Source organism: Streptomyces sp. NPDC016459 (assembly GCF_040632845.1).
In the GTDB taxonomy this organism is placed as follows: domain Bacteria; phylum Actinomycetota; class Actinomycetes; order Streptomycetales; family Streptomycetaceae; genus Streptomyces.
Window position 1 is genome coordinate 399,932 of sequence record NZ_JBEYCR010000005.1, and the last position, 26,812, is coordinate 426,743.

Annotated in this window: 19 protein-coding genes and 3 pseudogenes; 16 read left to right on the forward strand and 6 right to left on the reverse strand. The window is 71.4% G+C overall.

Annotated elements, in window-relative coordinates; translation table 11 throughout:
• The first annotated feature begins 536 nt into the window (after positions 1 to 536).
• The 4 genes from ABZ567_RS16390 to ABZ567_RS16405 all read left to right on the forward strand — a co-directional run bounded on the left by ABZ567_RS16390 (position 537) and on the right by ABZ567_RS16405 (position 3,406).
• Positions 537 to 1,019, forward strand: coding sequence for a DUF6232 family protein (locus ABZ567_RS16390; RefSeq protein WP_360789659.1), 483 nt, complete (start codon positions 537 to 539; stop codon positions 1,017 to 1,019).
• Positions 1,016 to 1,357, forward strand: a complete 342-nt coding sequence (locus ABZ567_RS16395) for a hypothetical protein (RefSeq protein WP_360789662.1) — start codon at positions 1,016 to 1,018, stop codon at positions 1,355 to 1,357. The genes ABZ567_RS16390 and ABZ567_RS16395 overlap by 4 nt, the downstream gene beginning before the upstream one ends.
• A gap of 156 nt (positions 1,358 to 1,513) precedes the next feature.
• Positions 1,514 to 2,491, forward strand: coding sequence for a YihY/virulence factor BrkB family protein (locus ABZ567_RS16400; protein WP_360789665.1), 978 nt, complete (start codon positions 1,514 to 1,516; stop codon positions 2,489 to 2,491).
• 348 nt (positions 2,492 to 2,839) lie between these two features.
• Complete coding sequence (locus ABZ567_RS16405; RefSeq protein WP_360789667.1) at positions 2,840 to 3,406, forward strand: VanZ family protein; 567 nt, start codon at positions 2,840 to 2,842, stop codon at positions 3,404 to 3,406.
• Positions 3,407 to 3,661: 255 nt separating this feature from the next.
• Here ABZ567_RS16405 and ABZ567_RS16410 read toward each other — a convergent pair whose 3' ends face one another.
• Positions 3,662 to 4,075, reverse strand: a complete 414-nt coding sequence (locus ABZ567_RS16410) for a VOC family protein (RefSeq protein ID WP_360789670.1) — start codon at positions 4,073 to 4,075, stop codon at positions 3,662 to 3,664.
• A gap of 85 nt (positions 4,076 to 4,160) precedes the next feature.
• Here ABZ567_RS16410 and ABZ567_RS16415 point away from each other — a divergent pair.
• Positions 4,161 to 4,396: pseudogene (locus ABZ567_RS16415) on the forward strand (hypothetical protein); the annotation flags it as partial.
• Between the two features lie 285 nt (positions 4,397 to 4,681).
• Here the strand turns inward: ABZ567_RS16415 and ABZ567_RS16420 are convergent.
• A complete protein-coding gene (locus ABZ567_RS16420) occupies positions 4,682 to 9,175 on the reverse strand; it encodes a hypothetical protein (protein WP_360789672.1) in 4,494 nt (1,497 codons plus the stop codon).
• Positions 9,176 to 9,501: 326 nt separating this feature from the next.
• Here ABZ567_RS16420 and ABZ567_RS16425 point away from each other — a divergent pair.
• The 4 genes and pseudogenes from ABZ567_RS16425 to ABZ567_RS16440 form a co-directional block, all read left to right on the forward strand.
• Positions 9,502 to 9,642: pseudogene (locus ABZ567_RS16425) on the forward strand (nucleoside/nucleotide kinase family protein); the annotation flags it as partial.
• Positions 9,643 to 9,734: 92 nt separating this feature from the next.
• Positions 9,735 to 10,259: a tetratricopeptide repeat protein gene (locus ABZ567_RS16430; protein ID WP_360789675.1), complete on the forward strand. Its 525-nt coding sequence runs from the start codon at positions 9,735 to 9,737 to the stop codon at positions 10,257 to 10,259.
• Positions 10,260 to 10,362: 103 nt separating this feature from the next.
• A complete protein-coding gene (locus ABZ567_RS16435) occupies positions 10,363 to 11,322 on the forward strand; it encodes a hypothetical protein (RefSeq protein WP_360789677.1) in 960 nt (319 codons plus the stop codon).
• Positions 11,323 to 11,427: 105 nt separating this feature from the next.
• Positions 11,428 to 12,570 (forward strand): aminopeptidase P family protein, encoded by a 1,143-nt coding sequence (locus ABZ567_RS16440; protein ID WP_360789680.1) that lies wholly within the window; start codon positions 11,428 to 11,430, stop codon positions 12,568 to 12,570.
• A gap of 18 nt (positions 12,571 to 12,588) precedes the next feature.
• Here ABZ567_RS16440 and treZ read toward each other — a convergent pair whose 3' ends face one another.
• Both treZ and ABZ567_RS16450 read right to left on the reverse strand, forming a co-directional pair.
• A complete protein-coding gene (gene treZ / locus ABZ567_RS16445) occupies positions 12,589 to 14,340 on the reverse strand; it encodes a malto-oligosyltrehalose trehalohydrolase (protein ID WP_360789683.1) in 1,752 nt (583 codons plus the stop codon).
• Positions 14,341 to 14,415: 75 nt separating this feature from the next.
• Positions 14,416 to 14,520, reverse strand: a pseudogene (locus ABZ567_RS16450) (GNAT family N-acetyltransferase); the annotation flags it as partial.
• A 68-nt stretch (positions 14,521 to 14,588) separates the two neighbouring features.
• On the opposite strand from ABZ567_RS16450, the gene ABZ567_RS16455 reads away from it, so the two are divergent.
• The 3 genes from ABZ567_RS16455 to ABZ567_RS16465 all read left to right on the forward strand — a co-directional run bounded on the left by ABZ567_RS16455 (position 14,589) and on the right by ABZ567_RS16465 (position 17,047).
• Positions 14,589 to 15,137 carry a DUF1707 and FHA domain-containing protein gene (locus tag ABZ567_RS16455; protein WP_360789686.1) on the forward strand — a complete coding sequence of 183 codons (549 nt, stop codon included), beginning with the start codon at positions 14,589 to 14,591 and terminating at the stop codon, positions 15,135 to 15,137.
• Positions 15,138 to 15,268: 131 nt separating this feature from the next.
• Positions 15,269 to 16,447, forward strand: a complete 1,179-nt coding sequence (locus ABZ567_RS16460) for a cytochrome P450 (protein ID WP_360789689.1) — start codon at positions 15,269 to 15,271, stop codon at positions 16,445 to 16,447.
• Between the two features lie 102 nt (positions 16,448 to 16,549).
• Positions 16,550 to 17,047 (forward strand): hypothetical protein, encoded by a 498-nt coding sequence (locus ABZ567_RS16465; protein WP_360789692.1) that lies wholly within the window; start codon positions 16,550 to 16,552, stop codon positions 17,045 to 17,047.
• 175 nt (positions 17,048 to 17,222) lie between these two features.
• Here ABZ567_RS16465 and treY read toward each other — a convergent pair whose 3' ends face one another.
• Positions 17,223 to 19,568: a malto-oligosyltrehalose synthase gene (gene treY / locus ABZ567_RS16470; protein WP_360789695.1), complete on the reverse strand. Its 2,346-nt coding sequence runs from the start codon at positions 19,566 to 19,568 to the stop codon at positions 17,223 to 17,225.
• Between the two features lie 90 nt (positions 19,569 to 19,658).
• On the opposite strand from treY, the gene ABZ567_RS16475 reads away from it, so the two are divergent.
• Positions 19,659 to 20,885 (forward strand): MFS transporter, encoded by a 1,227-nt coding sequence (locus ABZ567_RS16475; protein WP_360789883.1) that lies wholly within the window; start codon positions 19,659 to 19,661, stop codon positions 20,883 to 20,885.
• On the opposite strand, the gene glgX is transcribed toward ABZ567_RS16475, so the two are convergent.
• Positions 20,854 to 22,974, reverse strand: coding sequence for a glycogen debranching protein GlgX (gene glgX / locus ABZ567_RS16480; RefSeq protein ID WP_360789698.1), 2,121 nt, complete (start codon positions 22,972 to 22,974; stop codon positions 20,854 to 20,856). The two genes, ABZ567_RS16475 and glgX, sit on opposite strands and share 32 nt — an antisense overlap.
• A 139-nt stretch (positions 22,975 to 23,113) precedes the next feature.
• On the opposite strand from glgX, the gene ABZ567_RS16485 reads away from it, so the two are divergent.
• The 3 genes from ABZ567_RS16485 (at position 23,114) to ABZ567_RS16495 (ending at position 26,779) form a co-directional block, all read left to right on the forward strand.
• Positions 23,114 to 23,986 (forward strand): Tat pathway signal sequence domain protein, encoded by an 873-nt coding sequence (locus tag ABZ567_RS16485; protein ID WP_360789702.1) that lies wholly within the window; start codon positions 23,114 to 23,116, stop codon positions 23,984 to 23,986.
• Between the two features lie 55 nt (positions 23,987 to 24,041).
• Entirely contained in the window at positions 24,042 to 25,385 is a 1,344-nt protein-coding gene (locus tag ABZ567_RS16490) for a copper amine oxidase (RefSeq protein ID WP_360789705.1), read from the forward strand.
• A gap of 110 nt (positions 25,386 to 25,495) precedes the next feature.
• On the forward strand, positions 25,496 to 26,779 hold the full coding sequence (locus ABZ567_RS16495) for an SAV2148 family HEPN domain-containing protein (protein ID WP_360789708.1): 1,284 nt from the start codon (positions 25,496 to 25,498) through the stop codon (positions 26,777 to 26,779).
• Positions 26,780 to 26,812 lie beyond the last annotated feature (33 nt).

Sequence of the window (26,812 nt, forward strand, 5' to 3'; positions counted from 1 at the left end):
CGGGTACGGGAGGAGGACACGGCGACGGCACGGTGGCTGCGCACGGTCCTCTCCCCTCGGTCGGACGGCTCGGCGGCGCACCGACCGGTGCGCCGAGACGTGAGTGTAGGGAGCCCTGTGCGCGGGGCGACAGCGGTTTTCGCGAGGCCGTAGGGCGGTGCACGGGTCAAGTACCGGCCAGATGTACCGAGTTGGCTTCTTCTCGTCTGCCTCGTGGCACTGTCCGGGCGCTTAATGGTGCTCCCGCGGCGCGCGCGGGTGGGACGTGGCACGGGCGAGGACACGGGGGAGCGCATGTCCTTCACGGGAGACACCGGGACACCACCGCCTGACGGGCCGCCGTCGAGACCGCTGCCCTCGACACCGCCGCCGTCGACACCGCTGTCCGGACCGCCCGCCGGATCACCGCCCTCGACACCCCCACCCGGTCCGCCCTCCGGGCCACCGTCCGGACCGCCCCCCCCGGATCGCCGTCGCCGTCCCCGACGCCGCCGACGGGGCCGAGGCCGGGCAGGGGCGGCACCCTGGTCCTCAGGGTGAGTCGGCGGATCCTCTGGGTGGGCACGGCCGCCATCCCGCTGCACAACATCACCCGGGTCGAGGCCTTCAAGCTCAAGCCCGACCGGAGCGCGGCCTTCCTCCGTCTCCTGAAGTGGCTCCTGGTCGCTGCCCTGGTCGTCGCCGCGATCAACTACGCGAGCGACGGCGAGGCGGAGATCGGTGGCAGCCCCCTGATCCTCGTCTTCCTGATCGGCCTGGCCGCCTACGTCCTGAGAGAGCTGTTCGAGCCGGCGAGGCCGGTGCTCGCCGTCGAGACGGCCGCCGGCTCCACCGCGTACGTGACCCTGCCGAACGTGGAGGAGCTCAAGGACATCGCCGGCCGGATCGCGCACGCGATCGACAACCCGAGCGCCGAGTTCACGGCGGTCGTCCAGCACTTCAACGGCAACAACACGAACAACTACGGCCCCGTCGTCAACATGAACGGCGGCCGCAACAACAGGGGGATCAACCTGTGAGCGACACGACGAACAACTACGGGCCCGTGGTCAACATGGACGGCGGCCGCGAGAACATCGGCATCAACTACGGCACCGTCGGCGGCGCCCCCCACGACGCCGAGCTCCGCGCCGCCGTCGACGAACTCACCCGCCTCCTCGGGCTGCTGCGCCCCCACCTCACCCCGGAGCAGGACCAGACCGTCGAAGAGGCCCTGCCCGTCCTCACCCCCGACCGCACCACCCTCCGCTCGCGCGCCCTCGTCCTGGCGTCCGTCGCGCAGATCGCCGCCACCGCCGGCACGGTGGGCCAACCCGTCGCGGACGCGGTGGGCCGGCTCCTGGAGCTGCTGGGTTAGGAAGGCGCCCGAGCCTCGCTGTTGAGGTTGCGAGGGTGTGGCGTCCCTGATCGTTCGGTGGGCGGGGCGATTTCGCTGTCAGGGCGCAGGTGGCCCCAGTGCCCGTAACGTTGGTCAGCGGCTCCTCGGAGAACCTACGTACAAGAGCGGTGGACCTTGGGTACGAGTGGAAGGCAGCGCGGTGAGCACTTCGCCGACACCTGCGCCGAAGCCGGACGGTGCAGGCTGCACCCCATCGGCCAGCTCCGGAGCACCGCCTCCTGTACACCGCGTGCCGCCACGACGTATGCCCGTGCCCTGCCCGGCCGGCATGACATCGGCACCGCGCTGCGGCGGACACCAGCATCGGTGTGGAACGACAATCTGACGGACTGCGCCGCCGCGCTCACCTATTACGCGGTGCTCGCGCTCTTCCCCACCCTCCTGGTCACGGTCTCGCTGATCGGGATCGCCGGCGCCTCGGCCACAGAGAACCTCATCAGCAATGTGATCGCTGTCGTCCCGGCCGAGTCCCGCCAGGTAATGCACAGCACGCTCAGGAGCATGGCCGACCAGCGCACGGCCGCCTGGGTTCTGGCGGTCTTCGGCACGATCGGCGCTCTGTGGTCTTCCTCCAGCTACCTGGGAGTCTTCCGCCGAGCCCTGCACGCCATGCACGGCGTCGAGGACCTCCGCCCCGCATGGAGGACAGCACCACGACTGGTGATCACCGCTCTGGTATTGCTGGCGCTCCTGGTCACCAGCGCCCTGGTGCTCATCCTGACCGCCGAAGCGGCCCCCGCCCTCGGTCGGCTCGTGGGCATGGACAGCATCATGGCCGGCAACGCATGGAACGTACTGAAGTGGCCACTCCTGCTGGGCCTGGTCGCCGTCCTGGTACTGGTCTTGTTCCGCTCGGGCCCGGCCCGGACGCACGGCGTGCGGCAAAGACTTCTGGGAGACGCTCTGGCCATAACCCTGTGGCTCGCCGCCTCCGCCGGCTTCGCCCTCTATGCCTCGCAGGTCGGCACCTACAATCGGCTGTACGGCTCCCTCGCCGGCATCGTCGTCTTCCTGGTGTGGGTCTGGCTGTCCAACCTCGCCCTGCTCATCGGTGCCCAGTTCAACGCCGAACTGGCCAAGCTCCACCGCTGATAAGAACCCGCGCCTGTCCCACGGCCCAGGGAAGCCCAGGCCGGCTGAGGCTCATCGAAGGCGGCAGCGACCTCGCGCCATCCTGACGCGTGCACGAGCCGGTCGTGATCCCGTCTCCACTGGCTGGGTCGTCGGCCGCCGTCGCCCACAGCAACGGTGGTCGATATCCGCCACGGTCGCTGAGGTACCCGACGACGCGCTGTTGCGCCGCATGCTCGCCGACCGTCTCCAGGGCGAGCCGACCTGTACGGACACGTACGGTCCCTGCGTGAACCGCCACGCAGCGCTCCGCTCCACAACGCGGGTATCGGAACGTCCAAGCAAACCAACCCTGGCTGGGAGCTCGTAATGGCGCGGATAGTCCTGCGTGACAAGACCGCGGAGAATCCTGGGGAGCGGATTCCCGGAAAACCTCCCCTGTCTACGCTCGGCCGGGTGCTGGCCATGATGCTGGCCTTCGCGGGGACGGTCGTATTCGCGGTGGTTCTGGCCCGGCTGACTCTGGAACCCTCGACGGCATCCGTGCCGCTGACGCACAACAACCTGCGTCCTGGTGACTCCATCCGTGCGTACCTCGCGCATCCCATGGCCCCTGACACAGTCAAGCAGCTCGGCGGCAACATCGTGATGGGGATACCGTTCGGTGTGCTGCTGCCGGTCCTGGTACCTCGAACGCGAGGACTGGTCCGCGTAGCGGTGGCCACCGCTTTCGTCATGGTCCTCGTCGAACTCGTCCAAGGCGCCCTCATCGTCGGGCGCGCCTTCGACGTCGATGATGTACTGCTCAACACCACGGGTGCCCTCATCGGTTACCTGCTGATCGGCCGCCGGATGGGGCGCGCAGTGCATCCCCGACGCCACCACTGGTGGCACCGGTTCACCCAGCGCCAGGTGACTGCCAAAGACCCGGCATAGGCGCGCCGCGCCCCCGGGCCCTGACAACCGCGCCTGGCCCAGTGCCCACACACGCTTCCTCTCTGTACCTGCCCACGTCCGGCCGGTCTCCTCGCCGCCCCCGGCAACGGACACCGCGAACCGGATAGCGTGCACGCGGAAAGTGCCTTCCACTCGGACCGGCAGAACCCCTCGACAAGGTTCATCGTCCCAGTTCAGAAGGCACTTTCGCGTTCCCGGCCGGCAACCGGTCCCACGCCGGGTGAAACGGCGAGGCTAGGGCAGTTCGGCCGGCTGGAGGAGGTCCCAGCGGTTGCCGTACAGGTCCTCGAAGACGGCCACCGAGCCGTAGGGCTCGTGGCGCGGGTCCTCGAGGAACTTCACCCCCGCCGACGTCATCCGGGCGTGGTCACGGGCGAAGTCCTCGGTGTGGAGGAAGAAGCCGACCCGGCCGCCCGTCTGGTTGCCGACGGCGGCCTCCTCGGCCTCGTTCTTTGCGCGGGCCAGGAGCAGACCGGCGTTGCCGAGGCCGCCGACCCCGGCCGCGCCACGCGGACGGACGACGACCCAGCGGGTGCCGCCACCCCGGTCGGTGTCCTCGATCAGGTCGAATCCGAGGGCGTCGGTGAAGAAGGCGATGGCCTCGTCGTAGTCACGGACGACGAGAGTCACGAGTGCGATGGACGGCATGGGACAAACGTATTACGGATGAATCTACCCGCGTCAACCGAAGCGCCCGATGTGACAATGCCCGCCATGGAGCCGAAACAAGTCCACGGTCGCGAACATGAGCCTCGGCGGCGGCGCCGACGAGGCGCTGGACGCGGTGGTCAACCTGTACGCGCCCGGCTCGGACATCACCTCCGCCTGGAACGACAGCGATACCTGGCGGCCAACCCGCCCGCGACGCCCGCCGACACCGCCGCCGCGCTGACCGGGGCGGCCACCGCGGATGCCATCAAGAACCCCTCCTCCGGCACCGCGAACAAGCTGCTGAAGGTCGCCCCGTAGCGACACCGTCGGTGAACCGACCGGGAGGTGGCCCTCCGCGCCATGGAGGGCCAGCTCCCTCCGTTCTACGAGCGCCCTGCGGCAGTCGCCCCCGGATGCGATCCGGATCCGCGTGCTCAGCCGGCTGCGGGTGCGGCAGGCGGTCCTGGATCACCGACGGAACTCGCCGCCGGGACCCGCTGCTTCTTCCGCGGACGTCAGCGGCTCCCGAAGACCTTCACGCAGGCCTGGCCGTACCCGCCGGGCGGCGGGTACGGCCAGGTCTGCTGGTGCGCTGTCAAGCGGTCAGTTGCTGCCTCGGGGGAGCTGTTCCGGGTCCGGGAGGGACTTCAGGAACGCTGAGTCGCCGTCGTCTTCGTAGGAGTTGTCCACACCGTTTCCGCCGGTATAGATGCGGTTCTCCATCTCGGCCCAGTCGTTGATGGCGACGCCGCCGGCGGCGAGGTGCCTGAACCGGGTGGGGTCGGCCGCGTCGGATCCGAACTGGTAGACCCGCCCGAAGGTCGAGTAGGGCTGGTAGGGGACGTAGGGGCCGGATGCCGCCGTCTGCTTGGACAGCAGGTTGTTGTAGAAGGCGTTCTGAGGGCCGCTGGATCCGGACCACTTGACCGCCTTGTTGCCGGCGCTCCAGTAGATCGGCCACCAGGTTCCCTTGTCGCTGACGCCTCCCTCGCCCCCGCAGTTGACGGTGCAGCTCTTGGAGGCGTGTGCGAAGGGAACGTGGACGACGTTGTTGTCGAAGAGGTTGCGGCGTTCCCATCCGCCGTGCAGGTTGAGGTCGGAGTCGAAGTCGTTCGCGACGGCGACGTTGCCCGAAGAGGACCACTGGAAGGTGAAGTGGCGCAGGTTGCGGGTGGTGTTGAAGGCGTAGAGGGAATCCCAGACGCGTGAGCCGCGCAGGTAGCCGTTGCCGCCCTTGCCCTTGTTCCAGGAGCCGTCGAAGGTGTTGTTCTCGATCTGGAGGTTCTTGGCGACCTCGGTGACGATGGGATGGGAGCCGGTCATTTCGCCTCGGACCCCTCGGACCCAGGAGTTCGCGGCCCATTTGAAGACGATGCCGTGCATCGAGTACTCAGGGGCGAGGTTGCCGTAGTTGTGGACGGGGCAGGTCGGTGCCTGGACCGTGCAGTTCGGATCGGCCTGGTGGGTTCCGCCGCCGAGCTTGGGCATCCCGTCGAGTTGCTGAGTGAAGGTGAAGTCCTCGAAGCCCACGTCCGTGATCATCCTGAGCGGGGTGACCTTGCTGGGGTAGGGATTGAGGTAGCCGTCACGGACAGGCGGTGAGCCGTCGGAGATCGAGTTGACCGGCACGTCGAACTCCAGAGGCTTGTCGATGGTCACGGTGTGACCGTCGGCGTCGACCGAGGAGATGGTGAAGACCTGCTGGCGCATGTGCAGGTTCGACAGGTACTTCTCCTGCGCGGCCTCGATGTCGATCTGCTGGCTTGCGTAGAAGTTCACGCTGTTCGCGGCGCCCACCCACAGGTAGCCGCCTGGCTTGAACAGGGACATCTGCGCGTCCGACTTCAGTTGGATCGTGCGAGATCCCTCGCGGGCGGCGAAGCCGGCGTCGTCAGCCGTGCCGGCGAGCTCCACGCCCGACTCCCAATGCTGGTTGATCGAGCCCTCGAAAATGTCCCGGCGATTCTCCGGGATCTCCGAGATGTTCCCGCACATCCGCTGGTGCTTGGCCGACACCTCACGCGTCTGCACCCGGAACAGGCCTCGGCCAGGCCAGATCCAGCCGCCGGTGCCGATGATCGACCCGAGCTTGCCCGGACACTCGTAGCGCATCGTGTCCTGGTTCCAGCGGCTTCCCTCGTAGAGGGTGTCATAGCGGGTCGCGGTGTCCGGGCTGAAGACGATGCGGGTGCCGTGCGTCGGGTCCGTGCCCTGCCCTCGGATGACGAGGTAGGAAGCGTCGACGGCGAGCTGCTTGGTGACGTTGACGGTTCCCCCGGGCAGTTCGATCGAGGAGAGCCGGGACTGCGAGGCGTTCGGTGTGCACGTCGTGCGGATGTGGTCGATGGCCTTCTGGATGCCCGCGGTGTCGTCTTGGCCGTCGTCGGCCAGCACGCCGTATCGGCCGCTCAGGTCCTGGGGCGTGAGCCGGCAGCGCGGGTCCTGGGAACGCGCCGAGGGGCCCGGCAGTCGCTCCCCGCCGCGGTATCCCGCCTTGCTCCAGTCCGGCAGGTCACCGATCGGGCCGCGACGGTTGCCCTTGGCCAACAACTGGCTCGTGTCGTCCAGGCTGTCCGGGGAGGCGTCGGCCTTACCGACACAGCGCGACGTGACCGGGGTGGTGCCGAGCGCGCCCAGCATCTTGGTCAGGCAGGCTGCGAGGGCCTGCTGTCCGAAGAAATTCGGGTGCACGGCCTCCTGCTGGTGGCCCTGGGCCGTCCAGGGGATGTCCTTGCCCTGTTCACTGAGGTAGGGAATCCAGCGGACCCACTCGGCGTGGGTCGCGTCCAGCGGAGCAGCCGTGGTGTTGGCCGAGGTGGCCTGCTGCGTCGACGAGGAACACAGCTCGTGGCCGGCGAAGGCGTCCTGAACGTCCAGGAAGGAGGCGCCGGCCTGGCCGGCGGCGTCGGCCAGCATCGTGGTGATCCGGGGGATCAACGAATCGCGTGCCCAGTCGGAGTCCTGATCGAGGAACGGGCAACCGCCCTTCGTGTAGCGCCCGTACTTCGCGAACGGGTTGAGGGAGTCCTCCGGGTACCGGTACTGGGTGCTCTTGGGCAGCGGGTTCGGGTAGGACTGGAGCACGATGTGGTAGCTGTCATCGGGCTGTCCGGACGCGCGCAGCGTGGTGCGGATCGCGTTCAGGCTCTGGACGACGTTCGCCTTGACCGTGCCGAGCTGTGCGGCGAACTGCTCCTCCTGGGAGGTTCGGCATCCGTGGTTGTTCACGGACGGGTACAGGTAGGCCTTGGCGCAGTCCGCGAGGATCTCGGCGAACCGCAGGTCGTTGCCGCCGATCGAGAGGACCACGACGGAGACGTCGTGCGTGGAGACGATGTCACGCAGGTCCTCGATCTGCGGGCGTTGCCCCTTGAACGGCTCCGACAGGACACTGGCCGTCGTCGCTCCGGAGCAAGCGACGTTGTACCGGTGCGCGTCGGGCAGATCGGTCAGTTCGACGCCGTGGATCTCAGCGGAGTCCGCCCGGTCGCACGCCTGCCCGGGATTCTTCTCGTACGAGGTCTCGCCGTACACGCGCGTGAGGTCGTGCCCGCAGCTGTTCTCGCCCGCGTCGCAGTTCACCGCAGACCGGTCCGTGCCCCAGGCGGACCCGTCGGCGTAGCTGTCGGCGTTGCCGGCCCACCGGCCGGCCTCACCGGATATGTAGCTGTCGCCCATGGAGACCACGGCCTGCGCGGGTGCGCACCCGGCGGGATGTGGTGGTGGGAACGGAGTCTGGTCCCCGAAGGGGGACGCGGTGGCGACGGTGGCGGCCGCGACACCCGGGACGGAGACGACGGGGCAGCTCCAGGACATCACGTCGACCGGGACCATCGTCCAAGGGTCGGGCTGGGGGGCCGGGGCCCCGGCAGTGAGAGCCGATCCCGGGGCCTGGCCCTTCAAGGTCACGGCAAGGCCGTCCGGGTTGACGAGCTGGTTGAGCGCCGGATCCAATCGCCAGAGCTGGTTGTTGCCGGGAGAATCCTGGCACGTGTTCTGAACGAGGGCGTTCGCCGGTGCCGTGGGCGTGGCAGGCGCCAGGTCGAGGCACTTGTCGGAGGACATGACGACGAGTTCGGAGTAGGTCTTTCCCGCGACCTCCTTCGGCTTGGCCGTCCGCAGGGTCTGCCCCAAGCTGCGGTGCACGGCCTGCGCGGTGATCGGTGCGCCATTGTCCAGGGCCCGATCGGGAGCGACACCGATGGTCCAGCGCGCACTGCCGTCCGCTGACTTCCCCATCAGTCGATACGCTGCCGCGGGATCGGCACCACCGGCCGGTGGCACCCAGAAAGCCACGGAATAGTGATCCGACGGGATCACTGAATTCGTCCGTTGGGCGCGGTAGCCAGGCTGCGCCGGGTGGATGCTGCTCACCATGTAGTCGAGTTCGTTAAGGCCCTGCTGAGTGACCTCCCCGCTCGCCCAGATCGCGGCGCCGAGTTGTGTGGCGACGGGGATGATCGACGCCGGGTCTCGGTTGAAATCGCCGAGGGCCGCCCATTGGAGCTGCACATTGGCAGCCTGAGAAGCGGCGGCGGCGTCAGCAGCGATATTACGGAGGATGGCCTCGGCGTCGTAGCCTGAATCGCCCGAGCTCGCATGCACGGTGTAGTAAATGGTGTCACCTATACGGACTCCGAAAGCCGGCCGCCCGGTGGTGCCGCCCCGCATGGGGCCACCCTGCACGATGCGCACATCGAGTACCGTTCCGGTGGTCGCGATGGCGAGATTGACTTTGTTGGTCGCGCTGAAATCTGTCCGCAGCCAGCTGACCGCTCTCCCCGGAACACCGGTCCATTCATAGCTTCTGACCTGGTAATGTTCGCCGTTCTGGCTCCTCACCGATTGAGGGTGGTTGGGGTCCCGATGCGGCGGAATTCGATGCCCATTCTCGACAGCCAGAAGATTGCCCAGCCCCGCAGGGTCACCCCCGGCTTCCTGTACGGCTATCACGGGAAAGGTTTGAGTCTGGGGAGAAATGGCCCCCCAGTTCCATCCGTTGGAGTTCATGGTGAGAGCGTTGAGGAGAAATCCTGGTACCGCCGCTCTTGCCGGGATCGCGGAGGAACCGGCAAGCAGAACGGCGAGCAGCGTCAAGAGAATGACGCCTCTACGGTTGATCGATCTCAAATTCCCAGGTGGCACAAGGCCCCTCCGTGTTCAGTTTGCAGGCGTTCTGGGTGCGAATGGCGGGCCGAGTATCACAGAGGATCGACGCGTTGATGCTTTGAGCTGGCCGATAAGCATCGAGCCGACTTCTGGATGGCCGGATCACGCCTGCGGAATTAATGATTCCGCATACAAGCTCCGCAGCGATGATCTTAGCTGGCGGGGAGCGTCATTCCAGACACGCGATATTTCTCGGTAACCGAGTCGGCGGGCCAGTGAGCCCCTTTCGCCCCCCCCGCACAGGATGAAAGAGGCTCACGGAGGGCAACTACCTCCTGCACGACGAGGGCCCCTGGGCCGGAGTCCTCCCCCTCCTCGACGAGGCCTGGTACCTGCACCTGGACGACCGCCTCCGGGTGCCCCGGCTCGTCGACCGGCACGTCAGCTTCGGCAAGAACGATGAGCTGACCCGCCGCCGATCCCGTACCGGACACCCCCCAGCAGCCGCGTCGACAACGCTGCGGGTCGATACCCCTAGGCTGCCCGTATGACGAACGATCAGGAGTGGGAGCGCCGCGTCGCCGCCCTCTGGGAGGACCCCGACGCGTACGAGCCCGCCGACTTCCGCGCCCGCGTCGCCGGACTCGCCGCCGAGCGGCCCGCCGACGACGCCGCCGCCCTCTTCGAACAGGCCGCCGCCCACGACTCCACGGGACAGCCCGAGGAAGCCGTCCGCCTCTACCGGCGGGCCCTCGACCAGGGCCTCACCGGGCTCCGCCGCCGCCGGGCCGTCATCCAGCTCGCCAGCAGCCTGCGCAACCTCGGCCGCCCCGACCACAGCGTCGAACTCCTCACCGCCGAGCGGGACGTTCCCGCCGACCGACTTGACCCTGACGAGGCCGCGCTCGCCGGAGCCGTCGACGCCTTCCTCGCCCTCGCCCTCGCCGACACCGGGCGCGACCGCGAGGCCGCCGCGCTCGCCCTCGGCGCCCTCGCCCCCCTGCTGCCCCGCTACAACCGCTCCCTCGCCCACTACGCCCGCGCCCTGCTCACCGCCCCCGACGGGTCCTGAGCGAACGAACCGTTCGGGCCGGTCGCCGAGTTCACCCGGCGGCTGGGGAGCCGCCACCCGCAGTCGCTACGCTGGGCGGAACGGCGACGGAAGGCGGGCTGGCGTGGGGTGGCTGCGACGGGGACCCAGGCGGGACGGCGACGACGCACCGAGGGACCCCGAGTTCGCGTACTTCTCCCAGCGCGAGGCCGCGCTCTTCCGCAGCCGGGTCAGGGAGACCTTCGCCGAACTCGGTCTTGAGGTCACCGTCTACGCCGACCACGTCATCGACGACAAGGGGCGCCGCTTCGGCCTCGGCAACCTGGCCGCCGTCTGCCACCAGGACCGGCGCGGCCCCCGCGTCTGGCCCGGCACGATCGAACGGCACATCAACCTGGTCGTCCGCGCCATGGACGGCCCCTCCGCGCTCGACACCCTGCCGCCCGAGCAGATCCGCTCCCAGCTCTACCCCCGGGTCGTCAGCGGCGACGGCATCGACGCGGCCGCCTTCGGCTACGCCAGGGCCGTCGCCCCCGGCCTCTACGAGATCCTCGCCCTCGACCTGCCGGAGAGCGTCATGATGCTCACCGACGAGGCGCTCGAACGGCTCGGTGACCACGCCCAGCTCCGCGAGCGGGCCCTGCGCAACCTGCGTGGCCTGCCCGTCGAGGAACACGAGACCGTCCGCGACGCCGACGGCATGTGCTTCGAGATCATCCTCGGCGACTCCTTCTACACCGCGAGCCGCGTCCTCGACCTGGACGGCGTCGTCCAGCGCGTGACCGGCCTGCCGCTGGGCGAGCACGGCGCCCTCGTCGCTATGCCCTTCCGGCACCAGCTCGCCTTCCACCCCATCCGCGACACCTCGATCGTCCCCGCCCTCGGCGCGATGGCCTCCTTCGCCGCCTCCGGGTACGAGGACGTGCCCGGCGCCATCAGCCCGTACGTCTTCTGGTGGCGCGGCGGTACGCTCACCCAGCTCAGCGAGCACGACGAGGAACAGGGCGACCTGCGGATCGTCGTCGGCGACGACTTCCAGGAACTCCTGGAACGGCTCATCGCCCAGGGCCCCGACCGCCGCTGAGCGGTAGCGGCGGCCCCCGCCCCCGGGCAGGATGCTGTACGCCGAGCACGTCGAGCACGCACCCGGAAGCGCCCCGCAGGACGACGCCGCCGAGAAGGAGCCCCCATGCCGAGCACCGACGCCGTCGACGAGGTCGTGCCCTTCACCGCCGCCGACTACCGGGCGCGGATGACCCGCGCCGCCGAGTCCGCGGCCGACGCCGGACTCGCGGGCCTCGTCGTCGCCCCCGGCCCCGATCTGGTCTACCTCACCGGCTACCGGCCCACCGCGATCACCGAGCGGCTCACCGTCCTCGTGCTCGCCGCCGGGCGGGAACCGGTCCTCGTCGTCCCCACCCTGGAGGCGCCCGACGCGGAGAAGGCCGCCGGGGCCGCCGCACTCACCCTGCGCGACTGGACCGACGGCAAGGACCCGTACGCCGTCACCGCGCCCCTGCTCGACGCCGACGGACGGTTCGGCGTCAGCGACAACGCCTGGGCCATGCACCTGCTCGGCCTCCAGAAGGCCCTGCCCGGCACCTCGTACGTCTCCCTCACCCAGGCCCTGCCGATGCTCCGGGGCGTCAAGGACGCCCACGAGCTGGCCCGGATCGCGGCCGCCGGGGCCGCCGCCGACCAGGCGTACGGCGAGATCCTCACGGTCCCGTTCGCCGGCCGCAGGGAGACCGACGTCGCCGCCGACCTCGCCGCTCTGCTGCTGCGCTTCGGGCACTCCCAGGTCGACTTCACCGTCGTCGGCTCCGGCCCCAACGGCGCCGACCCGCACCACGAGGCCGGTGACCGGGTCATCGAGCACGGCGACATGGTCGTCCTCGACTTCGGCGGCCTCAAGAACGGCTACGGCTCCGACACCACCCGTACCGTCCACGTCGGCGAACCCACCGACGAGGAGCGGCGCGTCCACGACCTCGTACGCGAGGCCCAGCAGGCCGGCTTCGAGGCGGTACGGCCCGGGGCGGCCTGCCAGGACGTCGACCGGGCGGCCCGCGAGGTCATCACGGACGCCGGCTACGGCGCGCACTTCATCCACCGCACCGGCCACGGCATCGGCGTCACCACCCACGAACCGCCGTACATGATCGAGGGCGAGGAACTCCCGATCGTCCCCGGCATGTGCTTCTCCGTCGAACCGGGCGTCTATCTCCCGGGCCGTTTCGGCGTCCGCATCGAGGACATCGTCACCGCGACCGAGGACGGCGGCGGGCTCCGCTTCAACAACACGCCGCACGAGATGGCGATCGTCGAGTGACCCCGCACCCCGGCGGGCTCAGCCGTCCGTGAGGACGACCGCCGACTCGCCGGGCAGCCGCAGGGCCCCGTCGGCCGCCGGCGTCTCCACCGGCTCCCAGGCCGCCAGGACCCGGTCCCGGCCGTTGGAGCCGAGCGGGATCACCGCCGGTTCCTTGCCCAGGTTGACCGCCACCCGCAGCACCCCGCGCCGGAACACCAGCCAGCGGGCCTGCTCGTCGAAGGCCACCTTCACCCCCGCCAGGTCCGGGTCCGTCAGGTCGGGCAGGGTGCGGCGCAGCGCGATGAGCTCCCGGTGCCAGGCGAGCAGCCGCTTGTGCGGGTCCCGCTCGCGCTCCGTCCGGTCGAGGACCGAGCGGTCCCGGGTCGCCGGGTCCTGCGGGTCGGGCACCTCGTCCTCGTCCCAGCCGTGCTCCGCGAACTCCCGGCGCCTGCCCCGCCGTACCGCCTCCGCGAGCTCCGGATCGGTGTGGTCCGTGAAGTACTGCCAGGGCGTCGTCGCCCCCCACTCCTCGCCCATGAAGAGCATCGGCACCGAGGGTCCGGTGAGGACGAGGGTCGCCGCGCAGGCCAGCAGACCGGGGGAGAGGGAACCCGAGAGCCGGTCGCCCAGGGCGCGGTTGCCGATCTGGTCGTGGGTCTGGGCGTAGCCGAGGAAGCGGTGGGCGGGGGTGCGCTCCCGGTCCACCGGACGCCCGTGGTGGCGGCCCCGGAAGGCCGAGTACGTCCCGTCGTGGAAGAAGACGTGCGTGAGCGTCTTGGCGAGCGCCGCCATCGGGGCGCGCGCGAAGTCCGCGTAGTAGCCCTGGGACTCGCCGGTCAGGGCGGTGTGCAGGGAGTGGTGGAAGTCGTCGTTCCACTGGGCGTGGAGACCCGTCCCGCCGAGCGCCCGCGGCGCGGTCGTGCGCGGGTCGGCGAGATCGGACTCGGCGATCAGGAAGTGCGTACGGCCCTGCTCCCGCGCCAGTTCGTCGACGGCCGCCGACAGCTCCTCCAGGAACGTCAGCGCCCGGGTGTCGGCGAGCGCGTGCACGGCGTCGAGCCGCAGCCCGTCGATCCGGTAGTCCCGCAGCCAGGCCAGCGCGCTGCCCTGGAAGTACGCCCGGACCTCGTCCGAACCCGGCGCGTCCAGGTTCACCGCGGCGCCCCACGGGATGTGGTGGGTGTCCGTGAAGTACGGCCCGAAGGACGGCAGATGGTTTCCCGAGGGCCCCAGGTGGTTGTGCACCACGTCGAGGACCACGCCCATGCCGAGGCCGTGGGCCGTGTCGACGAACCGCTTCAGCGCCTCGGGGCCGCCGTACGGCTCGTGCACCGCCCACGGCGCCACCCCGTCGTACCCCCAGCCCCGCACCCCGGGGAACGGGCACAGCGGCATCAGCTCCACATGGGTGATGCCGAGGCCCGCGAGCTCCCCGAGGCGCGCGGCGGCGGCGTCCAGGGTCCCCTCCGGGGTGAAGGTCCCCACGTGCAGCTCGTACAGGACCGCGCCGCGCAGCCGCAGCCGCGGGGAGTCGTGCCGCCAGGTGTACGCGGAGTGGTCCACGACCGCGCTGAGCCCGTCGGGCCCGTCCGGCAGCCGGCGGGAGCGCGGGTCGGGCAGGACGGGCCCGCCGTCCACGGCGAAGCCGTACCGGTCGCCGTCCCCGGCGGGCACCACGCCCGTCCACCAGCCGTCCCGCTCGGCGTCCCGGTCCAGGTCGTGGCCGGAGCCGTTCAGCTCCAGCGTCACCCGGTCACGGGCGTTCGGCGCCCACACCTCGAAGAGCACGGAAATCCCCTCGTCGACGGTCCAACCACGGTGGGCCCGCGCGTCAGCGCCTGCCCACCGCGTCCATCCTGGCAGTCAGGACCCTTCCACGCCCGGCGCATCCCACACGTAGTTGATCGCACGCTCGAAGGTGACATAGCCCGCGCGGGCGAAGGCCGCCGCCATCGGCACGTTCCCCAGGGTCCGGGCGGGGCCCCACCGGGGGCCCTTCTGGACACTTCGGGCCCGACGGACCGACAATCACGGATGTGACGACCCCTTTCGAGCTTCCGGCGAACTCACCTCGGCTCACCGACGCCGAGCGGGACCGCGCGCTGGTGCTGCTCCGTGAGGGCGCCGCTCAGGGCCGCCTCTCGCACGACACCTTCCTCTTCCGGATGGAGCGCGCGCTCCAGGCCCGGCGGCCGGACGAACTCGACCTCCTCACCGCCGACCTGAGGAGCGAGGGCACCTGGACCCGGCGGGTGGTGGGCGCGGTCGAGCGGATGTCCGCGTTCACGGCGAAGCTCGGGCGCGCCTGGCACGCGGAGCGGCTGCCGAAGCTGCTGCTGCCGCTGCCCGGCCCGCACCCGCTGCGGATAGGCCGCGACCCGGTCAACGGCCTCCGGCTCAGCCACGAGACCGCGTCCCGGCTGCACGCGGAACTGTCGCTGCAGAGCGGGATGTGGGTGCTGCGCGACCTCGGCTCGACGAACGGCACGACCGTCAACGGGCGGCGGGTCACCGGCGCGGTGGTGGTCCGGGCGGGGGACGTCGTCGGCTTTGGACAGATGTCGTTCCGGCTGTCCCACGGCTGAGAATTCGCGCGGGATCGTTCACTCGTTCGGCCGTACGCGGCGGGCGGGGCGCCGCGGGCGGTGATGGGCTGGGGGGACGCGCGCCACGATCTCCGGCCGCGGCACCCACCGCCGACCGACAGGGGCCCGCGATGAGCGACGAGCCGAAGCACGGCATACGCGACGACCGGACGGCGGCGTCGCCGAAACACGGCACAGGCAGTGACCGGACGGCGGCGTCGAAGCAGGGCACAGGCAGTGACCGGACGGGGGCACCACAGCACGGCCTACGGGACGACCGGACGGCGGCGTCGAAGTACGGCTTACGCGGTGACCGGACGGCGGCTTCGGTCGGTGACCCCTGGCGGCGGTTGCCCTCCATGGCGCCGGCGACGCCGGGGCCCTACCGGCCGGGGGCCAGGACCGTCGCACCGAGCCCCCTGGACCCCGGGGCCTCGAGTGACCCGCACGGGATCCACCGCACCCTGCGCGAGGAGTTCCCGCTCACGTACGACCCGCTGCTGCGGGCCTGGGTGCTCTCCCGGTACGCGGACGTGGCCACCGCCCTCACCGACGGCCGCTTCACGCACGGCCACCGGCCCGGCGACCCGCCGTGCGCGCGGGCCCATGTGGACGTCGACGTGGAGGCACTGCGGTCGGTCGCCGAACGGACCGCGTACGTCCTGGCCCGGCGGGTCGCCGAGCGGCCGCAGGCGGACCTGGTCGCCGACTTCTGCCACTGGCTGCCCGCCGGAACCGTCGCCGCCGCCGTCGGCGTCCCCTACCGCGACATGATGCGACTGGTGCGGGGCCGGGCCGCCGGGGCGCTCGCCGGGGAGTGCGGTGCGCAGATCGCGGTACGGGAGAAGGCGCTCGCGTCCTTCCTCGCGAACGTCCTGGTCGACCCCGGCCAGGTCGCCGCCCTGCGTGACGCCCCCGCCGGGCTCGTGGGCCGCGCCTGGACCGAGTCGCTGCGGCGCGACCCGCCGGTGCAGGTCGCCATGCGCCGTACCGGCGCGGAGGTTCCCGTCAGCGGCGGCGTCGTCCCAGCCGGCGCGTCCGTCGCCCTGCTCGTCGGCTCGGCCGGACGGGACCCGGAGCGCTTCCGCGAGCCTGAGCGCTTCGATCCGCTGCGCGACGACCCGGGCCAGCTCACGTACGGCTCCGGCTTCTGCCCGGCGGTCGTCCTCGCCGGCCTCGAAGCCGAGTACGCCCTGCGGGCGTTGTTCGCGGTGATGCCACGGCTCCGTCTCGCCGACGGCTTCCGCCCCATCCCCACCGGGCTCATCACCCGGGCCCCGCGCAGTCTGATCGTCCGACCGTCCGGCTGAACCGGGCTCGGGAAGGGATCGAGCGGCTCCCCCACCGCTGCTAGGGTGACGTGCGCTCGTCAAAGAGCCGTAATAAGTACCACTTTCAACGGGGATTCAAACATGAAGATGCGTCATGTCCGTGCCATCGCCGTCTTCGGTATCGCGGTCGTCGCCCTGACCGGTGCCCGGGGCTCGGGCGGCGGCAGCTGCGACAACAACAGCAGCAGCTCCAGCTCCAGCAGCAGCGGCGGCAACGGCAGCGACAACGACAGCACCTCCGGCGGCACGTCCGGCGGCTCCGTGCCCGGGGGCACCGGCAGCACCGACAAGGCCGCCCGTGACGTGACCATCGACGCGTGCACGTACGACCCGGCCACCAAGAACCTCGTCGCCCGGATCACCGTGAAGAACGACAGCGCGATCGACTACGACTACAACATCACGATGAAGTTCACCGGCGCCGCGGGCGGCAACGTCCTCCCGGCGACCGCGATCAAGACCGGCATCGCGGTCGCGTCGGGCGCGTCCGCGAAGGCCGAGCTGACCACCCCGTACATCGGAACCGGCGACGGCTCCGAGTACACCAAGTGCGAGGTCTCGCGAGCCTCCCGCATCTGACCGGTCGCGGGCCCCGGGGGTGCCCCCGGGGCCTCTGCCTCGGCGGCCGAGCCGGGGTCGCCGGCCCGTGGCGGCCGACCCGTGGTCGCCGAGCCTCAGCGGCTGAGCCTCGGTCGCCGCGGGCGCCGACCCTCGGCGGCCGGCCCGCGGGCGCCGAGCCGAGGGTGCCGACCCTTCAGTCGCCGAGCCGGGCCAGCAGTGCCACCGGCCGGTCCGCGAAGAGCTCCGCGAGCTTGAGCTCCGTCGCCGGCCCGCCGGTGAACTCCCTCACCCCGTCCAGGACATCGGTCCAGCGCCCGTCCGGCAGGACAAGCTCCGTGTCCTGCCAGCCGCCCTCCTCCGAGAGCCGCAGCGAGAGCCGGGTGACGGCGGTGACCACCTCGCCGGAGCGGGCGAAGGCGAGACAGTGCGCGGCGGCCGGACCCTCGGCCGTCAGCGGCGTGTACGTGCCCGTGGCGCCGAAGGCCCCCGGGCGCTCGCGGCGCAGCCGCAGGGCCGCGCGGACCAGGGCCGTACGGTCGTCGTCCGGCCCGACCGCGAACGGGGCCCGGTTGTCCGGGTCGACCAGGGCCCGGTACTCCCGCTCGGTGTTCTGGTACAGCTCCGGCACCCCCGGCATCGTCAGCTGCGCCAGGAGCACGCCGAGCGCGTGCGCCCGGATGTGCGGCTCCAGGGCGAAGGCCGCCTCCGAGGCGCTCCGGAGCGGGATGCGGCCGGGGCCCGCCGCCGCGAAGTCGGCCACCGCCCGCTCGTACTCCGTGTCGGGCTCGGTCCAGCTGGTCCGCAGCCCCGCCTCCCGTACGGACTTGAGGATCGCGGGACCGAGCCGCTCCGCGTCCGGGACCCCGAACCCGAAGGCGGTCTGCCAGGCCGTCCAGGCCACGTGCGCGTCGGGCGCGGGCACCCCCGCCACCTCCGCGAGCAGCTCCGCCCACACCTGGGGGCACTGGGCGAGGACCGCGATCGCCGCCCGGACGTCCGCGCTGCGCTTGGTGTCGTGCGTGGACAGCACGGTGCCGGTGCCCGGCCAGTCCCGGGCGATCCGGAGGCAGTACGCGTGGAACTCCTCCGCCGACACGGCGGGCCTGCCCGCGTCCCCGCCCACCTCGTTCGCCGACAGCAGCGGGGTGTACCGGTAGAAGGCCGTGTCCTCCACCGACTTGGCCCGCAGGGCCGAGGAGGTCTGTGCGAACCGCGCCCGGAACGCCCGGTGGTCGGGGCCCTCGCCGAGCGTGCCGAGCGCGAGGGCGCGGACGACGTCGACGGCCGCGGCCTCCTCCGGCACCGCGAACGCGGCCTTCGCACCGCGCGCCGCCTCCGGGGTCAGGACCTCCTCGCCGCCGGTCCGGTACGCGCGGTAGACGGGGACCCGGACGAGCAGTTCACGGATCGCGGTGCGCAGCGCCCAGGGCGCGTGGTCCCGCAGCGCCGGGTCGGCGGCGCAGATCCGCTCCGCGAGCCGGGTGAGGACAGCGGTCTCGGCGGCCAGGTCGTGCCCCACCACCTCGTACGCGGCCCGCCGCTCGGTCGCCTCCCAGTGACCACCCCTGTCCCCGGCCTTGCCCACGAATTCGCGGTACACGTCCGCCAGTTCCGCGGCTCCCAGCGGGTCGGTGAACACCCCGTCGAGATGGCGCAGGGCGTCGTAACCGGTGGTCCCGGCCACCGGCCAGGCCGTGGGCAGCGTCTCCGGTCCCGTGAGGATCTTCTCGACCACCGTCCAGCAGCGCCCGCCGGTGGCCGCCGCCAGGTCCTCCAGGTAGCCCTGCGGGTCGGCGAGCCCGTCGGGGTGGTCGATGCGCAGCCCTTCCACGACTCCGTCCCCGACCAGCTCGACGATCTTCGCGTGGGTCGCGGCGAACACCTCGGGGTCCTCCACCCGTACCCCGATGAGCTCCGAGATGGTGAAGAACCGGCGGTAGTTGAGCTCGGTGCGGGCGAGGCGCCACCAGCCGAGCCGGTACCACTGGGCGTCGAGCAGCTCGTCGAGCGGCAGCCCCTCCGTGCCGGGCCGCAGCGGGAACTCCTGGCCGTCCAGGTGCAGCGCCCCGCCGGAGACCCGCAGCCGGTCCTTCACCTCCGGCAGCCGCGCGGGCAGCACCGGAAGGAGCAGCCGGCCGTCCCCCGCCGCCCGGTCGATGTCGAACCAGCGGGCGTACGGCGAGTCGGGGCCGTCGCGGAGCACCTCGCGCAGCGGCCGGTTGTGCCGCGGGGAGGCCGCCATGTGGTTGGGCACGAGGTCGACGACGAGTCCGAGACCGTGCGCCCGCGCGGTCGCGGCGAGGGCCCGCAGCCCGGCCTCGCCGCCCAGCTCGGCCCGTACGGATCCGTGGTCGGTGACGTCGTACCCGTGGGTGGAGCCGGGGACGGCCTCCAGGACGGGGGAGAGGTGGAGGTGTGAGACCCCGAGGCCCGCGAGGTGGGGCACGGCCCGCTCGGCGGCGGCGAACGGGAACTCCGGCTGGAGCTGGAGGCGGTAGGTCGCGGTGGGGAGGGCGGAAAGGGCCGGGAGGGAGGTCATGCGAACGTACGTACCCCGCGCGAGGGCTTCTGTGTCATCGCCCGATGCACCCGTTCGTGTGCATCGCATTACGTTCGGTTGATGCTCCGGATGTATCGCGACACCCTGTCGCTGCTCGGTCCCGCTCTGCCGGTCGTCTCCTTCCTCGGCAGGCTGCCCACCGCCATGTGCCAGCTCGGCAGCCTGCTCCTGGTCGCGGAGACGAGCGGCTCCCTCGCCACGGCCGGCCTCACGGGCGGCGCGCTGGCCGCGGGACAGACCGTCGCGGGGCCCGTCATCGGCCGGCTCACCGACCGGCACGGCCAGCGCGGAGTCGTCCTCGCCGCCTCCCTCGCCAACGCGGTCGCCGTCACCGCCCTCGTCCTCGCCGCGCTCGGCCGCGCCCCGACCGGCCCGCTGATGGTCCTCGGGGCGCTCGCCGGAGCCACCGTCCCCCAGGTCGGGCCGCTCGCCAGGACCCGCTCGGTGGCCCTCGCCCGCCGCTCCGGGGCGGACGACCGGACCGTCGGCACCGTCCTCTCCTTCGAGGGCACCCTCGACGAGGTGTCCTTCGTCCTCGGCCCCGCGCTCGTGGGCCTCGCCGCCGCCCTCGCCCACCCCGCCGCCGCCCTTCTGCTCGCGGCGCTGCTGCTCGGCGTCTGCGGGACGGCCTTCGCCCTCCATCCGACGGCGAAGGCCACCGCGCCCGACGCTTCGACATTCACCCGATCGGGCGCCGCCGAACGGACGAGGCTGCCCGGGGCGACGTACGCGCTGCGCGCCACGATGGTCCTCCAGGGCGCCACGTTCGGCGCCTCGCAGGCCGGGATCACCGCGCTCACCGAAGAGCTCGGCGCCCCCGCCCAGGCCGGTCTTGTCTACGCGGCGATGGGGGTGATGAGCGCCGCCGTCGGCCTCTCGATGGCGGCCGTCCCCGCCCGGATCGGGCTCACGACCCGCTGGCGAGCCGCGACCGCGGGGCTCGTCGTCCTTTCCGTACCGCTGCTGTTGGCCGGTTCCCTCGGCGCGCTGTACGCGGTCGTGGTCGTCCTCGGCGCCGCGTACGCCCCGCATCTGATCACGGTCTTCGGCCTCACCGAGCGGACCGTCCCCGCCGTCCGGCTCGCCGAGTCCATGGCGTTCCTGACCAGTGGGATCGTGGGCGGTCAGGCCCTCGCCCTCGCCGTGTCCGGCCGGCTCGCCGAAAGCCACGGCGCCCCCGCCGCCTTCGCGGTGGCGGTGGGGGCGGCCGCGGCCTGCGCGGTCCTGTCCTGGTCGGTCCGGGTGGCGGCTCCCGTACGGGAGCTCAGGCCGGCCGTCGCAGAACGGTCAGGCTGAGCGGCGCGAGGGTCACCCGCTCCCCGGCCGCCAGCTCCGGGCCCTCCAACGGCGGCATGCCCTCCGGGTCGGAGGTGTCCACCACCGTGCGCCAGCAGGCGCCGTGGCTGTCCGGCACCGCGAACTCCAACTCCTTCGACGAGGCGTTGAACATCAGCAGGAAGGAGTCGTCGGCGATCCGCTCCCCCTGGGTGCCGGGCTCCGAGATGGCGTTGCCGTTGAGGAAGACGGTCAGCGCCTGGGCGTGCGCCGCCTGCCAGTCGCGGGACTTCATCTCCTCCCCCTCGGGCGTGAACCAGGCGATGTCCGTCAGCTCGTCGTGGGTGCCCTCCACCGGCCGCCCGTGGAAGAAGCGGCGGCGTCGGAAGACCGGATGGTCCCGGCGCAGCCGCACCATCGCCCGGGTGAAGCGGAGCAGGGTGGTCTCCGCCTCGCTGTCCGCCTTGGGCCAGCGCACCCAGGACACCTCGTTGTCCTGGCAGTACGCGTTGTTGTTGCCGCCCTGCGTCCGCCCGAACTCGTCGCCGTGGCTGAGCATCGGCACGCCCTGCGACAGCATCAGGGTGGCGATGAAGTTGCGCGTCTGGCGGGCGCGCAGCTCCGCGATCCCGACGTCCTCGGTGTCGCCCTCGGCACCGCAGTTCCACGAGCGGTTGTGGTTCTCGCCGTCCTGGTTGTCCTCGCCGTTCGCCTCGTTGTGCTTCTCGTTGTACGAGACGAGGTCCCGCAGCGTGAAGCCGTCGTGGCAGGTGACGAAGTTGACCGAGGCGAGCGGCCGCCGGCCGTCGTCCTGGTAGAGGTCGGAGGAGCCGGTGAGCCGGGAGGCGAACTCGGCGAGGGTGCGCGGTTCGCCCCGCCACAGATCCCGCACGCAGTCCCGGTACATGCCGTTCCACTCGGTCCACAGCGGCGGGAAGTTGCCGACCTGGTAGCCGCCCTCGCCGACGTCCCAGGGCTCGGCGATCAGCTTCACCTGGCTGACCACCGGGTCCTGCTGCACCAGGTCGAAGAACGAGGACAGCCGGTCCACCTCGTGGAACTGGCGGGCCAGGGTGGCCGCCAGGTCGAAGCGGAAGCCGTCCACGTGCATCTCGGTCACCCAGTACCGCAGGCTGTCCATGATCATCTGGAGCACGTGCGGGGACCGCATGAGCAGCGAGTTCCCGGTGCCGGTGGTGTCCATGTAGTACCGGGGGTCGTCGGCGAGCCGGTAGTACGAGGGGTTGTCCAGGCCCCGGAAGGACAGCGTCGGTCCCAGGTGGTTGCCCTCGGCGGTGTGGTTGTAGACCACGTCGAGGATGACCTCGATGCCCGCCTGGTGCAGCGCCCGGACCGCCGACTTGAACTCCAGGACCTGCTGCCCCCGGTCGCCCCAGGAGGCGTAGGCGTTGTGCGGGGCGAAGAAGCCGATCGTGTTGTAGCCCCAGTAGTTGGAGAGCCCCGAGTCCACGAGGCGGTGGTCGTTCACGAACTGGTGCACGGGCATCAGTTCGAGCGCGGTCACCCCCAGCTCCTTCAGGTGCCCGATCACCGACGGGTGCGCCAGGCCCGCGTACGTCCCGCGCAGCTCCTCCGGGAGGTCCGGATGGAGCATCGTCAGGCCCTTCACATGGGCCTCGTAGATCACCGTGTGGTGGTACTCGGTACGCGGCCGCCGGTCGTCGCCCCAGTCGAAGTACGGGTTGACGACGACCGAGGTCATCGTGTGCGGCCCCGAGTCCAGGTCGTTGCGCGCGTCCGGCCGCCCGAAGGGGTAGCCGTACACCGCCTCGCCCCACTCGATCTGCCCCGACACCGCGCGCGCGTACGGGTCGAGGAGCAGCTTCGCCGCGTTGCACCGCAGCCCGCTCTCCGGGGCGTACGGGCCGTGCACCCGGAACCCGTACCGCTGGCCGGGCATCACGCCCGGCAGGTACGCGTGCCGGACGAACGCGTCGGACTCGCGCAGTTCCACCGCCGTCTCCGAGCCGTCGTCATGAAGGAGACACAGCTCGATCCTGTGGGCGGTCTCCGAGAAGACCGCGAAGTTGGTTCCCGCTCCGTCATAGGTGGCGCCCAGGGGGTACGCCTGTCCCGGCCAGACCTGCATGGATACGACTATTCCTCTTCTGTCCGGGTTTGTGGAGATGCTCTTCGGCCAGATCCTGCCCGAAAGTCGGGCAACCTCCTAGGACTTCGCCCCGTCCTACCGGGTGACCGCAGACCTAGAGGGGGAAAGAGGGGGAAGTGTGTACGAAATAGCGCGTCGCCACCTGGGGAAGGTGGTGGCCGGAGCGGCCATGGCGGTGACGGGGACCGCCGTCGCGGTCGCGATCAGCCTGCCGGGTCCGGCAGGGGCGAACGGGGCGGCCGGGTCCGCGGGGTCCGCCGGAACGGCGGGGTCCGCCGCCGCGTCGACAGGGGGCGGCTCGGCCGGAACGGCCGGCTCTTCCGGCACGGCCGGCACGCAGGGCGGCGACGGAACGCAGACCACGGGCACCGCGCCCGCGCCGGCGACCGTGGTGCCCCCGGCGGCCGAGGGGAAGAAGGGCGTGGGCGGCGACCCGCTCACCGACGACGAACTCGTCCGGGCCGAGAGCCTGGCGCTGACCCCGCCCGGCGCCACCGCCCAGCAGGACGTCGACGGCGGCAGGGGGCCGCAGCACCTGGGCACCGACCTCGCCGACCCCCAGCCGGGGGACGCGACACGCCGCGCGGAGGTCCGCTTCTACGACTACGCGCGCGACGAGCTCATCACCCGGACCGTCAACCTCGACACCGGCAAGGTCGAGAGGTCCGGCGCCCAGCGCGGGGTCCAGCCCTCCGCCCATCCCGAGGAACTGCGCGAGGCCCTGGAGCTGATCCTCGCGAGCCCGCTCGGCAAGGGCGTCAAGGAGGACTACAAGGACGCCACCGGCAAGGAGCTCACCTCCACCACGCAGCTGTGGTTCAACGGCGACCTCTACCGCACCTACCGCGAGGCGAACGTGCCCGCGCAGCTCGACCGCTGCGGGGAGCACCGCTGCGTCCGGCTCGTCACCAAGGTCCTCAACGGGGCCTGGATCGACACCCGGAACCTGATCGTCGACCTCTCCGCGAGGACCGTCACCCGCGTCGGCTGACCACCGCCGCCCCGGTCCCCGCCCGCCCGATCACCGTACGAGGGAGTACGTCCGCATGTTCCGCGCGACCACCCGTCGAAACCCACGCACGCGCAGGCGTGCCGCCGTCCTGACCGCGGCAGCCCTGCTCGGCACCGCCACGGCCGCCGCCGGCCCCGTCGGCGGGGCCACCGCCGCCCCCGCTCCGCCACGGCCGCCCGCCCCGACCCGTCCGGCGCCTCCGCTCCCGGTCGACTGCTCCGCCGCGTACCGCATCACCCAGCAGCTCGAAGGCGGCGCGACCTGGCGCATGTGCTGGCGCTACGACACCGACGCCGGGCTGACCCTCGACAAGATCACCTACCAGCCGCCCGGCGCCAGGACCCCCGTGAAGGTCCTCACCAGCGCCCGGCTCGCCCAGATCCACGTGCCCTACGACGACGGCGCCGCCGAGTACGACGACCTCACCGGCGCGGGCTTCGGCTGGGGCCTGCAGAACCTCAAGCCGGCCGAGTGCCCCGGCGGCACCCTCACCACCGTCAAGGTGCCCGAGGTCGGCCAGGTCAAGGGCCTGTGCACCACCACGCGCGCGCGTGGCCACGCGTACCGCATGGCCAGCGACAACGGCGCCAAGGTCTGGCAGGTCCAGTCCAAGGACCTGCTCGTCTACACCGTCAACAAGGTCGGCTGGTACGAGTACATCACCGAGTGGCGGTTCTCCGCCGACGGCACCGTCGGGGCCAACGTCGGAGCCACCGGCAGCCTCTCGCCCGTCGACTACAACGCCACGGACGGCCGCGGCTGGCCCATCGGCAAGGGCGCCCGCGGCTACGCCACCAGCCACGCCCACAACGTGTTCTGGAAGCTCGACTTCGGTCTCGACGGCTCCACCAAGGACCGGATCGAGCAGTTCGACTCCACCGTCACCGCACCCGTGGGCGGCGGCGGGCCGACCGTGAAGACCAAGCGCACCACCGTCACCAAGGAGCTCGCCGGCGACGCGAAGAACATGCGGTGGTGGCGGGTGGTCAGCGGCACCGGCAAGAACGCCGACGGCCACGCCCGCTCCTACGAGATCGTGCCCGGCCACACCGACACCCACGCGGGGCGCGGCTTCACCAAGCACGACGTGTACTTCACGCAGGCGCGTGCCTGCGAGCAGTTCGCGAGCAACAACATCGGCAACTGCGCGCCGGGCGCCGGTGACAGCGTGGACAAGTGGGTCAACGGCGAGACGCTGACCAAGCCTTCCGTGTGGGTCAACATCGGGTTCCACCACATCGCCCGGGACGAGGACCAGCAGCCGATGCCGGTCCACTGGCAGGGCTTCCAGCTCGCGCCCAGGGACGTAACCGCTATGAATCCGCTCACTCCGGCCGATCTCGCCTCCCAGAACGGACAGCCCGATCTGGGGAGTTGAGCGGGCAGCCTGACGATCCTGCTGCACCGCCTCCCGCTCCCGGAGTACCCTTCCTTGATCGTTGTCGGACCGGTCGACACGGGCGTCCAGGAGCAGAAGGCGGTGCGCGGGTGAGCTCGGGAGGTCGTGAGCTGCCCCCAGGTGACGCGGGTCACGAGGGGGCTCCGGCCGATCCCGCCGAGGCGCCGCCCGGCGCGGTCGCGCCGCCGGGTGCCGTGCCGCCCGGGACGGTCACCGTCGCCCGGCCGGTGGAGATCGGGGCGGAGATCGACTGGGACGCCGAGGCCTGGAGCGAGGTGCGCACCCGCGCCCAGCGCGCCGGGCGGGCGTACATCTGGCTGAATCTCGTCGAACAGCGGCTCCGTGCCGTCGTCGCCGCCGTCCTGCGGCCCGTGTACGAACCGGTGCACGGTGAGGAGTGGGTGGTGGCGGCGGCCGGTCCCGCGGGCCAGGAGTGGGTGCAGCGGGCCGTCGCGGTGCGCGAGGTCTCGCGGCGCAAGGGCTATCTCCTGGACCCGGCCGACGACAACGTGCTGAGCTTCCTCACCCTTCCGCAGCTGCGGGAGCTGATGGTCCAGCACTGGCCCTGCTTCGAGCCCTACTTCGACGACCGGCGCGAGGTCGAGCTCGCCCTCGACGAGCTGGAGGTCACGCGCAACGTGGTCTCCCGCAACCGGGCCCTCTCGCTGACCGTGCTCGCCCAGTCCGAGCGGGCCTCCGCCCGCATCCTGGAGATCCTCGGCAGCGGCGCCGGGGTGCCGTCCGCCGACCGGCTGCCCGTGGACGCGGTCGAGGACCTCGTCGGGGACCGGTACGCGGACGTGGTCTCCGTCCACCCCGACCGGGTGCGGCTCCAGCGGCAGCTGCCGGCCGAGGACCTCTTCGGCGGGGCCCGCCGCCTCGACGCGACCGGCATAGGCCTCAACCTGCTCGTGCAGAACTTCTCCGGCCGCCGCATGGTCCGGCTCGCCGAGTCCGGCTGCCGGACCCGGCTCCTCTTCCTCAACCCCGCGAGCAGCGCGGTCAAGCGGCGTGAGCGGGAACTCGGCCTCAGGAAGGGCGAGCTGAGCCGCTCCGTCGAGATGAACATCCTGCACATGCGCCGGGTCCGCTCCAAGCTCCGCGACCCGGGCGCCTTCCAGATCCACGTCTTCGACGAGACCCCCCGCTTCACCGCCTACCTGGTGGACGGCGACGGCCCGGACGGGGTCGGCGTCGTGCAGTCCTACCTCCGGCGGGCCCGGGGCATGGAGGCGCCGGTTCTCGTGCTGCGCGGCGGCGGCCGGAACGTGGTGCGCCACGGGCAAGGCCTTCGTGACGGCGATCACGGACTTTTCGAGACATACCGGGAGGAGTTCGAGTCCATCTGGCTCGACTCACGGCCCGTCTCCTGACGCCCCGACGGGGGACCCCGGGGGCGTTGTCAG

Coding starts and splice junctions, on each gene's coding strand:
- ABZ567_RS16440 (WP_360789680.1), top strand. CDS start 11,428: ATGCCGAGCACCGACGCCGTCGACGAGGTCGTGCCCTTCACCGCCGCC.
- ABZ567_RS16430 (WP_360789675.1), top strand. CDS start 9,735: ATGACGAACGATCAGGAGTGGGAGCGCCGCGTCGCCGCCCTCTGGGAG.
- ABZ567_RS16475 (WP_360789883.1), top strand. CDS start 19,659: ATGTATCGCGACACCCTGTCGCTGCTCGGTCCCGCTCTGCCGGTCGTC.
- ABZ567_RS16405 (WP_360789667.1), top strand. CDS start 2,840: ATGGCGCGGATAGTCCTGCGTGACAAGACCGCGGAGAATCCTGGGGAG.
- ABZ567_RS16465 (WP_360789692.1), top strand. CDS start 16,550: ATGAAGATGCGTCATGTCCGTGCCATCGCCGTCTTCGGTATCGCGGTC.
- glgX (WP_360789698.1), bottom strand. CDS start 22,974: ATGCAGGTCTGGCCGGGACAGGCGTACCCCCTGGGCGCCACCTATGAC.
- ABZ567_RS16460 (WP_360789689.1), top strand. CDS start 15,269: ATGAGCGACGAGCCGAAGCACGGCATACGCGACGACCGGACGGCGGCG.
- treY (WP_360789695.1), bottom strand. CDS start 19,568: ATGACCTCCCTCCCGGCCCTTTCCGCCCTCCCCACCGCGACCTACCGC.
- ABZ567_RS16490 (WP_360789705.1), top strand. CDS start 24,042: ATGTTCCGCGCGACCACCCGTCGAAACCCACGCACGCGCAGGCGTGCC.
- ABZ567_RS16410 (WP_360789670.1), bottom strand. CDS start 4,075: ATGCCGTCCATCGCACTCGTGACTCTCGTCGTCCGTGACTACGACGAG.